The 13,929-nt window shown below is 41.4% G+C and carries 12 protein-coding genes, 2 tRNA genes and 1 riboswitch; of the genes, 5 read left to right on the top strand and 9 right to left on the bottom strand.

Features of this window, described 5'->3' with window-relative positions:
* Window positions 1–85: 85 nt before the first annotated feature.
* The 3 genes from LJE11_RS07405 to LJE11_RS07395 form a co-directional block, all read right to left on the bottom strand.
* Complete coding sequence (locus LJE11_RS07405) at window positions 86–934, bottom strand: carbohydrate ABC transporter permease (RefSeq protein WP_008705677.1); 849 nt, start codon at window positions 932–934, stop codon at window positions 86–88.
* A gap of 3 nt (window positions 935–937) precedes the next feature.
* The gene (locus LJE11_RS07400; protein ID WP_008705678.1) at window positions 938–1,840 is read right to left on the bottom strand and encodes a carbohydrate ABC transporter permease; all 903 of its coding nucleotides are present in this window, start codon (window positions 1,838–1,840) and stop codon (window positions 938–940) included.
* Between the two features lie 295 nt (window positions 1,841–2,135).
* A complete protein-coding gene (locus LJE11_RS07395) occupies window positions 2,136–3,518 on the bottom strand; it encodes an extracellular solute-binding protein (protein WP_227295767.1) in 1,383 nt (460 codons plus the stop codon).
* A gap of 356 nt (window positions 3,519–3,874) precedes the next feature.
* On the opposite strand from LJE11_RS07395, the gene LJE11_RS07390 reads away from it, so the two are divergent.
* Both LJE11_RS07390 and LJE11_RS07385 read left to right on the top strand, forming a co-directional pair.
* Window positions 3,875–5,059 (top strand): iron-containing alcohol dehydrogenase, encoded by a 1,185-nt coding sequence (locus tag LJE11_RS07390; protein ID WP_144136949.1) that lies wholly within the window; start codon window positions 3,875–3,877, stop codon window positions 5,057–5,059.
* A gap of 116 nt (window positions 5,060–5,175) precedes the next feature.
* A tRNA-Phe gene (locus LJE11_RS07385) sits at window positions 5,176–5,248 on the top strand.
* A 107-nt stretch (window positions 5,249–5,355) separates the two neighbouring features.
* Here the strand turns inward: LJE11_RS07385 and LJE11_RS20775 are convergent.
* Window positions 5,356–5,457, bottom strand: a complete 102-nt coding sequence (locus tag LJE11_RS20775; protein WP_420314092.1) for a DUF6783 domain-containing protein — start codon at window positions 5,455–5,457, stop codon at window positions 5,356–5,358.
* A 120-nt stretch (window positions 5,458–5,577) separates the two neighbouring features.
* On the opposite strand from LJE11_RS20775, the gene LJE11_RS07380 reads away from it, so the two are divergent.
* The gene (locus LJE11_RS07380; RefSeq protein WP_025581303.1) at window positions 5,578–6,861 is read left to right on the top strand and encodes an O-acetylhomoserine aminocarboxypropyltransferase/cysteine synthase family protein; all 1,284 of its coding nucleotides are present in this window, start codon (window positions 5,578–5,580) and stop codon (window positions 6,859–6,861) included.
* Window positions 6,862–7,010: 149 nt separating this feature from the next.
* Here LJE11_RS07380 and LJE11_RS07375 read toward each other — a convergent pair whose 3' ends face one another.
* Window positions 7,011–8,150, bottom strand: a complete 1,140-nt coding sequence (locus LJE11_RS07375) for a 3D domain-containing protein (RefSeq protein WP_118587213.1) — start codon at window positions 8,148–8,150, stop codon at window positions 7,011–7,013.
* 170 nt (window positions 8,151–8,320) lie between these two features.
* Here LJE11_RS07375 and LJE11_RS07370 point away from each other — a divergent pair, with 170 nt between their 5' ends.
* Together LJE11_RS07370 and LJE11_RS07365 are read left to right on the top strand one after the other, a co-directional pair.
* Window positions 8,321–8,554, top strand: a complete 234-nt coding sequence (locus LJE11_RS07370) for a hypothetical protein (RefSeq protein ID WP_008705688.1) — start codon at window positions 8,321–8,323, stop codon at window positions 8,552–8,554.
* A 170-nt stretch (window positions 8,555–8,724) separates the two neighbouring features.
* Window positions 8,725–8,797, top strand: a tRNA-Gly gene (locus LJE11_RS07365).
* 391 nt (window positions 8,798–9,188) lie between these two features.
* Here the strand turns inward: LJE11_RS07365 and LJE11_RS07360 are convergent.
* From LJE11_RS07360 to guaB, 4 genes are all read right to left on the bottom strand, one after another.
* Window positions 9,189–10,373: a phosphoribosylaminoimidazolecarboxamide formyltransferase gene (locus LJE11_RS07360; protein ID WP_008705691.1), complete on the bottom strand. Its 1,185-nt coding sequence runs from the start codon at window positions 10,371–10,373 to the stop codon at window positions 9,189–9,191.
* 129 nt (window positions 10,374–10,502) lie between these two features.
* Window positions 10,503–11,216, bottom strand: coding sequence for an IMP cyclohydrolase (locus LJE11_RS07355; RefSeq protein WP_008705693.1), 714 nt, complete (start codon window positions 11,214–11,216; stop codon window positions 10,503–10,505).
* A gap of 71 nt (window positions 11,217–11,287) precedes the next feature.
* Window positions 11,288–11,368, bottom strand: a riboswitch (ZMP/ZTP riboswitch).
* Window positions 11,369–11,459: 91 nt separating this feature from the next.
* Window positions 11,460–12,164, bottom strand: a complete 705-nt coding sequence (locus LJE11_RS07350; RefSeq protein ID WP_227295783.1) for a peptidoglycan recognition protein family protein — start codon at window positions 12,162–12,164, stop codon at window positions 11,460–11,462.
* Window positions 12,165–12,410: 246 nt separating this feature from the next.
* Window positions 12,411–13,868 (bottom strand): IMP dehydrogenase, encoded by a 1,458-nt coding sequence (gene guaB, locus LJE11_RS07345; protein ID WP_008705695.1) that lies wholly within the window; start codon window positions 13,866–13,868, stop codon window positions 12,411–12,413.
* Window positions 13,869–13,929 lie beyond the last annotated feature (61 nt).

The raw sequence follows: 13,929 nt of genomic DNA, 5'->3' as shown, positions 1-13,929 counted from the left end.
CCCACATGATCAGGGGGGGATTTTACCTCCCCAATATCATACCATGTTCAATGGTAAATGGATACAACAGATTCTGCAGAAAGAATCAACCCTTTACAGCACCTGCAGTCATACCTTTTACCAGTTTATCCTGGAAAATAATAAACATGATAACCATTGGTAAAAGTGTTAATGTAAGAACCGCCATGATCATTGGTGTATTCATAGAATACTGTCCCTGAAATTCCCAGATTGCCAACGGCAGGGTACGATTCTGGGCAGACTGTGTCAGTGTATTTACAAATGAGAATTCATTCCACATATTTACACCATTGTAAATTGCCAGTGTCGCCATTCCGGGTTTGGAAAGCGGCAGGATCATGGAGAAAAACATCTGAATCTTTCCACATCCGTCAATTTCAGCAGATTCTTCGATTTCTCTCGGAATCTCTTTCATAAAGCTGGTCAGGATAAATACGGAAATCGGAACTGCGAATGCGACATACGGTCCGACCAGTGACCAGATTGTATCATAAAGTCCTGTTGACTTTGACATTTTGAATACAGGGATCAATGTAATATGTACAGGAATAGACATACAGGCTACAATGATCGCATAAATCGGCTGTGCCATTTTAAACTTAAATCTTGCCAGAGGATAAGAAGCGCATGCTGAAATAAACAGCAGCAGGATCAGGGAGATTGCAAGAACGATCACACTGTTCTTGAAGTAATTTGCAAACCCTCCTGTAAGTACCTCAGTGTAATTGGACCAGTTCAGTTGATCAGGAAGCTGGAATACACCCTTGGTAAGCATCTCAAATTTCTCTTTGAATGAGTTCAGCACCATGAATATAAAAGGTGTAAATGATACAATTGCTGCACCGATAGCAAGAACAAAAGCAATGATCCAGGCTATGATGCTTTTTCTTCTACTTTTCTTATAGCTGTCCATTCCTTAATCCTCCTGTTTTCCGTTTATAAGTTTCATAGTAATCATAGATACCATTGTAATCAGGATAAACATACCTCCTGCAATGGCTGAGCCATAACCCATGTTAAAGTTCTTGAATGATTCTTTGTACATATAGGTTGCCATCAGCTCTGTAGCAGTACCAGGACCGCCACCTGTCATAACATAGATCAGATCGAAGTATTTCAGAGATCCAACCATTGAAAGGATAGCTGCACTCTTAATTGACGGAATAAGAAGTGGAAGTGCAATCTTCCAGAAATACTGTCCTCTTGTAGCACCATCGATTCTTGCTGCTTCAAATACATCATATGGGATGTTTGTATAACCAGCCATAAAGTAAACCATGTAGAATGGTGTAAACTGCCATGCAATGATAAGAATAACTGTGAGCAATGCTAATTTTGGATTACCAAGAAGGTCAATGTTGCCCCCTCCGAACCATCCGGAAATTGTGCTGACAATACCTCCGTTTGTTGCAAGTGCGTATGTGAAAAGGAAACCAATTGCAACAGAAGACATAAGCATTGGAATAAACCAGATAACCTTGAAAATTGTAAGTTTCTTACCGCCAAAGTCAAGGAATGTTGCCATTGCAAGTCCTAACGGAATCTGGATAATGATAGATAGGATCATGATAATAACGTTGTTCTTAAATGCTATCCAGAATTTTGTATCTTTGATCAGTTTTGCCCAGTTTGCAAGTCCTACCATCTTCTTGTCTGCGGAAATACCATTCCACTGGTATCCGCTTGTAATAAATGTATCAATAATCGGATACGCGATAAATACTACTAATAAAATGATAACAGGTGCCAGAAAAAGTGCTGCTGTCTGACGTGTTTTTCTCTGTCTTAACTGAACCAGAGATATCCCTTTTTCATTCATTTTGGTGCCTCCTTTTTAATACTTTCTGAGATTTGATCATCTGACCTAACGTATGCCAGAGTATGTTTGAAAAATGCTTTCGGAATATGTTAGAGATATATTTCTGAGATGGTTTTTATATATTTTCTGACATGCTGTCTGATATGTAATTTGACATTGAAATGATTTTTCAAGCACGCTCTGTGTACTCACATATTGTTTTTCAAGATAAAGGGTTCTGCACTTTCAGCATGTGCAGAACCCTTCTTTTCTACCCTTACTCAGGTCAGAATGAATGCCTGCTTTCCTTTAAAGATTATTCAGCATCATCTGCTGCTGCATCATCTGTAGCTGCATCATCTGTAGCTTCTTCTGCAGTATCATCTGCTGCGCCGGAATCAGATTTGGTACTTAAATATTCGTCCATTGCTTTCTGCATTTCTTCCTGTGCTTCCTGAGGAGTCTTTGTCAGACCAAATACTTCCTGTAAGCCATCAAGATGTGCAGATGCAACAGATGTCGGCAGATACTGGTCATACCACAACTGGATAGAAGATGCTTCCTGAGCTGCATCAAAAATTTCCTTTACAACAGGATCTGAAATGTGGTCTCCTGCATCTTTTACAGGAACAATCTTGTTGTTAGAATATGTAATGTCTGCAACTTCATCAGATAAATGATCTGTTGCACATTCAAATGCTGCTGCAAGTTTATCACCTTCACAGTTGAAGCAAATGAACTGATCACCTACAGTACCGATCTGGATTGTAGGATCAGCATCGGAATCATCAATTGCAGGGAATGGGAACCAGCCGATCTTCTGATAGAATTCCTCACTGTCAGTCTGGAATGTTCCTGCATACCATGAGCCACAGAGAAGCATACCTGCTGTCTCCTGATACATTAACTGTTTTGCCTGTCCGTCATCTTCGCTTAAGGAGTTTACGCCATCCGGGAAGTATCCGTTTTTAACCCACTCCTGAATCTTCTCACCTGCTTTGATGAAGCAGTCATCTGTGAATTTGCCGCTTCCTGCAACTGCATTCTGGAATGGTTCCAGTCCGCCATAACGTGCTGCCAGAGACATGAAGTACATGGAACCTGTCCATTTGGAAGCATTAGCAAGTGCAAAAGGTGTAATTCCGTTTTCTTTTAATGTTGCACAGATATTTTCCAGATCAGCTAATGTCTTCGGTTCTTCAAGTCCGTACTGTTTAAACATATCTTTGTTGTAGAAGATACCTGCCAGAGAAACATTCAGATATGGGATTGCATATACATGTCCGTTGTAGCTTCCCTGTTCAATAGCTGCATCCAGAAGTTTATCTTTAACATCGGACTGATCAAGAAGATCATCAATCGGCTGAGCAAATCCGGAATCAATATATTCATACATCGGACCACCGGACCAGCTTGAGTACATATCAGGACACTCACCGGAGCTCATCGCGATAACAAGTTTTTCCTTGTATGTATCGTTCTGGATAGCTACCTGATTTACAGTATAGCCTGACTCTGTTTCTTTGTTAAACTTGTCTACTGCTGCAGTAACAATATCTTTGTCCGGGCTCTCTACCGCGATATTCCAGTAAGTAATTTCTTTGTCGTCAGCTGCAAATGCAGTTGTCTGCGCTGCCATCGGTACCACCATAGCTGCTGTCATGGCAAGTGCCATAATCTTGTACATTCTTTTTTTCATTTCTTGTTTCCTCCTTTTTTATTCACTTTGTATATTTAAGTGTATTTATCATAGCATTCCATTCACATAATGCCCATAAAATATTCTGTCCAAAATCTATAAATTTCTGTCTTTCCGTTTTCTGTGTGCAGAAAATTATAGATATCTGTACTGGAATCTTTCCAAAAATGTCTTCTGAGAACCAGCAAAAATTACTTTCAAATTTTAATTTTTTTATTATTTTTTGACTATTTTTCCATTATTTGCTTTAATATAAAAAGGAAGTCCCACCTACTGCTCATTACATTTTACAATTAAAGCAGAGGACTTACCTGATTCAGTTAACCTTTCAATCTATAGGAGGTCGTTTACATATTATGAGAAATTTTGAATATTATACACCAACACAGATTCTCTTTGGCAAAGATACCCACCTTCAGGCAGGTTCCCTGCTGAAGAAGTATGGAGCAAAAAAAGTTCTGATCCATTATGGAGGTCAGAGTGCTGTCCGTTCCGGACTGATTGATGAGATCACTTCTAATCTGAAAGAAGAGGGTCTTGAATACATCACCCTGGGTGGTGTCATTCCTAATCCACTTCTTTCCAAAGTCCGCGAGGGAATCGAATTATGCCAAAAAGAACATGTAGACTTTATCCTTGCTGTAGGAGGAGGAAGTGTTATTGACTCTTCCAAAGCCATCGGCTATGGCGTTGCCAATCCGAACAATGATGTCTGGGATTTCTGTCTGAAAAAAGCTGTTCCAACCGGCTGTCTGCCCATTGGTGTCATCCTTACAATTGCAGCTTCCGGAAGTGAAATGAGCAGTTCCAGTGTTATCACAAATGAAGAAACAAAAGAAAAACGTGGATGTGCAAAGACAGATTACTGCAGGCCGAAATTTGCCATCTTAAATCCACGTCTCACCTACACACTCCCACAGTATCAGACAGAAAGCGGATGTGTAGATATCCTCATGCACACCATGGAGCGATATTTTGTAAATATTGAAACTATGGAGATTACAGACAGTATCAGCGAAGCTCTGATGCAGACAGTCATTTACAATGCCCGTATTCTTATGAAAGAACCAGACAATTACAGCGCCAGGGCAGAAATTATGTGGGCAGGAAGCCTTTCCCACAACGGTCTGACCGGATGCGGTACAGGTGGTGGTGACTGGGCATGCCACCAGCTTGAACATGAACTGGGAGGTGTCTACAATGTAACTCACGGAGCAGGTCTGGCAGCTATCTGGGGAAGCTGGGCACGATACGTCTACGAGGTGAACCCTGAACGTTTTGCTCAGTTTGCCACCAATGTATTTGACATTCCATGTGGAACTGATTATAAAGAAACAGCCCTTGCAGGAATTGAAGCAATGGAAAATTTTTTCCGGTCTGTAAAAATGCCCACCAGTTTACATGAACTGGGTCTGGATCTCACAGATCAGCAAATTCATGATCTTGCATTCAAATGCAGTTTTGAGGACACTCGCACCATTGGAGTCTTTAAACAGCTCAATATGAGAGATATGGAAAAAATCTACCTTATGGCAAGATAAAATAAATTTTTGTTATAATTTTCTCTTTTTTCGCAAAAATCATAAAAATTACTTGCATTCAAACAATCGATATGCTATTATAAGGCCTGTGATACACAACAGTTCACAGACCAAATGCCCAGATAGCTCAGTTGGTAGAGCAGAGGACTGAAAATCCTCGTGTCGCTGGTTCGATTCCGGCTCTGGGCATTTTTTATTTTCTTTTTTGCTCACGGCTGGTTAGAAAAAGCCTGGGCATTTTTTATTTTCTTTTTTTGCTCACGGCTGGTTAGAAAAAGCCTGAGCATTTTTTTATTTCATTTTTTAATATTGTCTTCTCTCACTTTCAGCAGTATAATTTTTCCAGAGTATGTTTGAAAAATGCTTTCCGCAAGATGTGTATCCCAATTTGTGGGAATGATTTTTCAAACACGCTCTAAGACTATCATGAAATTTTGTATCAATATCATCACAATTTTCCCAATATTAATACAATATTTTATTGAAGCAATATTTCACATAAGAAAGGAACTAAACTCATGAGTGACTTTAAAGTCGAGACTAAATGTCTCCATTCCGGTTACACTCCGTCTAAGGGTGAACCATGCGCACTCCCGATTTATCAGAGTACCACTTATAAATATGATACTACTGATGAAATGGGACAGCTCTTCGATCTTAAGGCAGAAGGATACTTCTATACCCGTCTGCAGAACCCCACAAATGATGCTGTAGCAGCAAAAATTGCAGATCTGGAGGGTGGTGTTGCCGCTATCCTTACCTCTTCCGGACAGGCTGCCAACTTCTATGCAGTCTTCAATATCTGCGAAGCAGGTGATCATGTTGTGGCGGCTTCTACTATTTACGGAGGAACCTTTAACCTCCTGGCTGTTACCTTCAAAAAGCTTGGCATTGACTGCACTTTCGTTGACACCGATGCTAGCCCTGAAGAAATTGCAGCTGCCTTCCGTCCTAATACAAAGGTACTTTTCGCAGAGACCATCGCAAACCCGGCCCTGGTAATTCTTGATATTGAAAAATTCGCAAAGGTTGCTCACGAACATGAAGTTCCGCTTATTGTAGACAACACCTTCGCTACACCTGTAAACTGCCGTCCTTTTGAATGGGGAGCTGATATCGTCACCCATTCCACAACCAAATATATGGACGGACATGCTGTGCAGGTTGGCGGAGCTATCGTTGACAGCGGTAACTTTGACTGGGATGCCTATGGACATAAATATCATGGACTGACTGAACCGGATGAATCTTATCATGGTGTTATTTATACTAAACAGTTTGGAAAGAAGGCTTATATCACAAAGGCAACCTCTCAGTTAATGCGTGACCTGGGCTCTATCCCGTCTCCTACAAACTGCTTCCTGTTAAACCTGGGACTTGAAACTCTTCCTCTCCGCGTGGAACGTCACTGCTATAATGCACAAAGAATTGCAGAATTTCTGAATGCCCATGAGAAAGTATCTCATGTAAACTATGCAGGACTTCCTGATGACAAATACTATCCACTTGCTCAGAAATACATGAACGAAGGCAGAACCTGCGGCGTTATCTCCTTTGAACTGACAGGAGGCCGAGAAGCTGCAGTCCGCTTTATGGACAGCTTAAAGCTTGCCACCATCGCAACGCACGTAGCAGCATCCAAAACCATGATCCTGCATCCTGCAAGCCATACTCACCGTCAGATGAACGACGAACAACTTGCAGAAGCCGGTGTATCACCGGGAATGATCCGTCTCTCCGTTGGTATTGAAAATGTTGAAGACATCATTGCTGACATCGAACAGGCATTAAAAAACGCATAAAAGATAATTTCAAAAAATCCGAAAGAACTTCTGAAATGATTACAGATATAACAGATCATTTCCAGATTCTTCCGGATTTTTATTTTCAGGTCAAACGGATATTCGCAATCCGCTTTGCTACTTGATTCGGTTAAATTCTTTCTTATTTTCTACTTTAACAAATAAACATCTGTATAATATACCCCTTTGTCCTCCCCTTCCTGATGGGTAGCAACATAAATATCTATACAATTATGTTTAATCGCACCACCACAGTCCTCTGCAACATAAACCTGTCCATTGATCACAACCTTAGATCCATATGGAATCTGTGTAGGGTCCACCGCAATCGTACGGTTTGTCGTAGCAGTCACCCCTGTAGAAGTAATGCCATTTGCCCAAGGGCCACAACAAATACTGCAGGGACAATAATGAGTAATCTTAAAGGTTCCCAGCGGAACCAGTGACGCATCTGAAGACACAGCTACCGGAGTTCCCACCTTCACTCCATCCACAGACTCTCCCTTTGAAGCAGTTACACCATCCACAGCCTCTGCAAAAACGCCTTTGCCCTCACTCTTATGAATCGTTCCAGCTTCTTCGCCGTCTACTTTAGCGACCTTTGACTCTTCCGTATTCTCCTCTGCTGCTGTATTCTCCAGAACACTGGTTGGAATATATCCAATGCCTCTTTTTCCATTCTCTTTTTTATAGTAAATCTGACTCCAGATGCCGTTCACTGTAGCTAGGCGCTTCACTTCATCCTCCTGAATGACCTCACCTACTATCTGTCCATCCTTCTTTCCCGGATAATCCAGAATATCACTGTCCTTCAGTGCTGTAAAAGTTCCCCTTGCCTGAGCAACCTGATCACTATCATTGATATGTTTTGTGGGCACATAGCCACTGATCTTTTCCGTACCCTTTTTACCCTTTTTTTCATAAGTCACTTTACTCCAGCCATTATCACATACGGCCACTCTCTCTACACCGGTACCAAGATACACTCTTGCAAGCTTCTTTCCGTTTTTCCCTGGCATAGAACGTATATAAGTCGCCTTTGCAGAAACAGAAACCTTATCTGACTTGGCAACTGCAGTTACCTTCTCTCCACTTCCATTATCAATCTCAAAGGTCTGCGGTGTCTTATTATCCTGCTTATAAGCATTAATTGTCCCCTCATAATCCAGAATATCCGCAGAAACTGTTGTTGATAAAGTAAGCATACTACAAACTAATAATGCTAAAATTTTTTTCTTCATAAACTGAGCCTCAACTCCTTTATCGTCTCTCTCCGTCTGTCCTATCATAGCACACCCCCTCCCAATTTGCAATTTTCCACCCCATCCTTCACGGAATCTTCATAAACTATATTGCTTCTATTATTTCTATATGCTATAGTAAAATTATCAGAATTCTATTCTGCCTTACGAAAGATAAGATAAAATATAAATATTTTTTCGTAAAGGAGTGTGATTTTATGACTGCTGTTAAAGAACGTATTATAGGTGCTGTATCAATTATGAGTGATAAAGATGCTAATATCTTCTGGCATATTATTCAAAAACATTTTAAACTGCCTGATACATTCGCAGATATAGAAAAAGTTGAACCCGATGAAACAGATTTAATAATGTTAAAGGAAATCGAAAACAACCCTGACTGTCACGAATTCATTTCTCAGGAAGAATTAATGAAAGAACTTAATATGTAAGTATTGTTCCCTGAAAAGTGCCAATTTCAGCACTTTTCAGGGAGTCATAATTTTTCAATAAAACCATTATATAAAATTTCAAAATAAATAAAAAAACATTTGACAAACTCCACTGCATATAGTATCATATATTTTGTCGCTGAGGTAATCACTCAACTGACATCATAAATGCGATAGTGGCGTAGTTGGTAACGCGCGACCTTGCCAAGGTCGAGACCGCGGGTTCGAGCCCCGTCTATCGCTCTTAAAGCATCAGCTAAGGCTGATGCTTTTTTCATCCCCTTCTATTAACTTTCCATAACTATAGCAATTCCATATCTGCGAATAACATCTATAGCCAATATCCTTGATTAACATCCCTGAGTCAAGCGTATATTCGCAATCCGCTTCGCTACGCGGCTCTACACCAGCGCAGGACATTATATGTTTTTGCCCGCATTTGCAGGAGTCTTAGAAAAAGTTAGCGCCAGGAAATCTGCGTTATGTAAAAAAATTTCACTGTCTGAGCCGCATTTGCGGCGAGTTTGAAATTTTTTTACATGTTTTTAGCAGATTTCCTGGCGCTTAGTTTTTCTTAGGCTCCGAAACCGCGGACAAAAACATATAATGTCCTGCGCGTCCCCATACCAGCACCTTAGTGATGGAACAATCTGATACCAGTAAAACTCATCACCATTCCATATTTATTGCAAGTCTCGATCACAGCATCATCACGCACAGATCCACCCGGCTGCGCAATATACTTCACGCCACTCTTATGAGCACGCTCAATATTATCACTGAATGGGAAGAATGCATCAGATCCCAGTGTAACATCCGTCATCTGATCCAGCCATGCACGTTTCTCTTCTTTTGTAAATACTTCCGGTTTCTCTGTGAAAGTTTTCTCCCACATACCATCAGCAAGTACATCCATATATTCATCCCCGATATAAACATCAATGGCATTGTCACGTTCCGCACGTGAAATTGTATCTTTAAATGGCAGATTCAGCACTTTCGGGCACTGGCGAAGGAACCAGTTGTCTGCCTTCTGTCCTGCAAGTCTTGTACAATGTACACGTGACTGCTGTCCTGCACCAACACCGATAGCCTGTCCATCTTTTACGAAGCATACAGAGTTGGACTGTGTATATTTCAGGATGATCAGAGAAATCTTCATATCACGTTTTGCTTCCTCTGTAAGCTCTTTATTCTCTGTCACAATATTGGAAAGCATTGCATCATCGATCTCAAGCTCCTGACGGCCCTGCTCAAAAGTTACACCAAATACTTCTTTGTGTTCCAGCGGAGCCGGTACAAAGTTCTCATCAATCTGGATCACATTGTAGTTTCCTTTTTTCTTCTGCTTCAGGATCTCCAGTGCTTCCTCTGTGTATCCAGGTGCAATAACACCGTCAGATACCTCTCTCTTGATCAGAAGTGCTGTATCTTTATCACACACATCAGAAAGAGAAATAAAATCACCAAAAGAGGACATTCTGTCAGCACCGCGAGCTCTTGCATAAGCGCATGCTAATGGTGAAAAATTCTTCCAGTCCATATCATTTACCCAGTAGATCTTTGCCAGAGTCTCTGTAAGAGGAAGTCCTACAGCAGCACCGGCAGGAGATACATGTTTAAAAGATGTAGCTGCAGGAAGTCCTGTTGCTTTCTTCAGATTGGATACCAGCTGCCAGCCATTAAAAGCATCCAGGAAATTGATATATCCCGGTCTTCCGGAAAGGATCTTTACCGGAAGCTCAGATCCGTCTGCCATATAAATTTTTGCAGGTTTCTGATTCGGGTTACAGCCATATTTTAATTCGAATTCTTTCATTATATAAATCCTCCGTATGAACCAAATAAGTATTTTAAAATTAATTCCTGTAAATAATTTCTTACTGCGAAAGCATCGTCTTATGTTCACAATAATCTATGAGCACTATCTGTACTCAGTAAGTGACTATTATTTATTCTTATTAATGATCTTGCTTTCGTACTTACCTGTCTCAATATCAATATATCTTACAAACAGAGATACTTTGTTATCTTCGTTCAGGCTGTTCCAGAGAAGTTCTGCAAACTCATCCATATCATCCGGAATTGCTACCAATTTCGGTTCGCCTTCAAAGCTTGGAAGTGGATTTCCGTCACATTTATAAGTATGGATGAAATGTCCCTCTCCTGCAATGGCATTCTCGTATGCAAATGTGTATCTGTTACATGCATCCGGATTTCCGTTGTTGCTCTTGAGAATTGACATTGCATAGTTGAATTTTCCGTTCTCTACGTGCATAACACCGGAGATACGAGGTGTATAGTTCGGACCGTCCGGCTCGAATTCTCTGCTTCTTAAGGACTGCTCAAAAGTAAGCTGATGATCCATTCCCTCATAAATGGTATCTGTCTGATCTCCGTTAGTTACGATTGTTTTGTTTCCCAGTACACGTACAGGTGCATAGATGATCAGACTCGGATCTGTAAGTTTGGACGGATCAAATGCCTGGGTACGGATTCCCTCACCATCCTCTACAAATACTCTGTTTCTGCTGTTCTCGCTTCTGCCCATGATGAAATAAGCTGTCACTGCTTTCTTACCGTCTGCGGAACGTCCAATCACAATTCCTCTGCCAGGATAGGAATTCTCTTTCAGTTCTTTTTCCAGTGATAACATTTCCATAATTTTTCTCCTTTTCGTTAAAAATAAGGTTAAAAAAAGCCTGGGAAACCTATTTATTCATTGAATAATTTCCAGGCTGCCCAGGCGGTCGGCTCATATACTCGCTGCACTCCCTGTAGGTAATCCTACTTCCGCCAGTCATGCAGGCACTGTTGTGAAAAAAAATCACACGTTGTTATTATAGTACAATACTTCTTTGTGGATTTCAAGGCAAATTTTTTTGTACTGTGCTGAATTTTCGTTTTACTGAACATCCTGCAAACCATAATCAACATCAATCTGCGCCGCAATATCCGATTTCATCTGTATCCATGCATCCGGATTCTCCACATAATATTTCGGACAGTTTTTTCCGGTAACATCATAATGCCGGATCACATTCTCTGATGTAAGTCCAAACCGCACGCACAACCACGCAGAAAGCTTCACTGCCGAATCATAAGTTGCCTCATTGAATTTCCCCGTCTCATCCGGATGACAGCACTCGATGGACAAAGTATCTACATTACGTGAGTTCGTCGCATAGGACATCTCTGACGTAGGAATACACTGCACCACTTCCCCATCCAGCCCCACTACAAAATGACTGCTCACCTTTGTGTCATGAGTAGTCGCCAGATTCTCGAAGTAGTTCCTGTTTGCAATGGCTGTTGCCCCCGGATTTGCAGTATAATGAATGGCAATATACTGTACACTCTCAATGGGAATCTGCGGTCTGGAATATTCATTCGGCGTCAGCAGTTCCACATCTATGTACGGCGCCCCTTCTTTTTGCCATTGTTCCGGTCCGCCTGAAGAATCCGTATTGTCTGTTCCTGACTGTTCCCCATCAGAAACCATCGTGTCAGAATTATGTAAAAAGTCCCCAATACTCCATCCATTTTCACTGGCCCGATTTATTATGATCCACCCAATCAGAACTATGATCACGAGCAGCATGAGGCTCATAAGAATTCTCTGATTTCTCTGCCTTACTCTGCTGCTCTTTCGTCTTTTCGACCTGCTGTTTTTCTTTTTTACTGCAGTTTTCCCTGTTCTGGTATCTGTTTTTTTCTTTTTGTTTATATGCTTTTGCATTTTTACCTTCTCTTACGGGATTTTACTCCCTGCAAAAAATACCCCGGCCGGCATGCCTGGAAATCTTATTTCTTTCCATCAGCAGCCAGCCGGGGCATATATTACACCTGAAATTTATTATTTGTCATCTACGCTATAGTTCGGAGCTTCTTTTGTGATATGAATATCATGTGGATGAGATTCCTTAAGAGATGCAGCAGAAATCTTGATGAATCTGCCTGTTTCTTTAAGCTTCTCAATAGTTTCTGCTCCACAATATCCCATACCGGAACGAAGACCGCCCATGAGCTGGAATACAGTATCCTCAACATGTCCTTTGTAAGCAACACGTCCTTCTACGCCTTCCGGAACAAGTTTCTTCGCATTCTCCTGGAAGTAACGGTCTTTACTTCCGTTCTCCATAGCTGCGATAGATCCCATACCGCGGTATACTTTATATTTTCTGCCCTGATACAGTTCGAATGTTCCCGGGCTCTCGTCGCATCCTGCAAACATGCTTCCCATCATGCAGACATTCGCACCGGCTGCGATTGCCTTTGTGACATCTCCGGAATACTTGATACCACCGTCTGCAATGATCGGGATTCCATATTCTTTTGCAGCTTCGTAGCAGTCCATAACAGCAGTGATCTGCGGAACACCGATACCTGCAACAACTCGTGTGGTACAGATAGATCCAGGTCCGATACCAACCTTAACTGCATCTACACCGGCCTCGATCAGAGCCTTTGTCGCAGCACCTGTTGCTACGTTACCTGCGATTACCTGCAGTTCCGGATATGCTGCCTTGATCTCGCGTACAGCCTTCAGAATGTTCTCTGAATGTCCATGTGCAGAATCAATTACGATCACGTCTACAGATGCCTTTACAAGTGCATCAACACGTGCAAGTACATTAGCAGTGATTCCTACCGCAGCACCGCAGAGAAGACGTCCCTGCTCATCCTTTGCAGCCAGAGGATATTTGATCTGTTTCTCAATATCTTTAATAGTAATTAAGCCTTTTAAGTTAAAGTCATCATCTACAATGGGTAATTTCTCTTTACGTGATTTTGCCAGAATCTTCTTGGCATCTTCCAGTGTAATTCCCTCTTTGGCTGTAATCAGTCCCTCAGAAGTCATGCACTCTTTGATCTTCTTGCTGAAATCTGTCTCAAACTTCAGATCACGATTGGTAATGATTCCGACCAGTTTTCTGCCCTCTGTGATCGGCACACCGGAGATACGGAACTTTGCCATTAACTCATCTGCGTCCTTAAGTGTATGTTCAGGAGATAAATAGAAAGGATCTGTGATAACACCGTTCTCAGAACGTTTTACCTTGTCTACCTCTTCTGCCTGCGCTTCAATGGACATATTCTTATGAATAATACCAATACCACCCTGTCTCGCCATAGCGATCGCCATGCGATGCTCGGTTACTGTATCCATTCCTGCACTCATCATAGGAATGTTCAGTTTAACCTTCTTTGTTAAGTAAGTTGTGACATCTACCTGATTCGGAATTACCTTTGAATATGCCGGAACTAACAGCACGTCATCAAAAGTAATGCCTTCACCAATGATAGTACCCATTGCATTTCCTCCCTTGCGTATATGAAATTAAATTACTATTGTAATGTAAAAAGGAACCAGC

It is taken from the genome of Blautia sp. DFI.1.216 (assembly GCF_020594215.1).
Lineage (GTDB): Bacteria > Bacillota > Clostridia > Lachnospirales > Lachnospiraceae > Blautia_A > Blautia_A wexlerae.
Note: the sequence above shows the minus strand (reverse complement) of the source record. Positions and strands in the feature narration are given on the sequence as shown.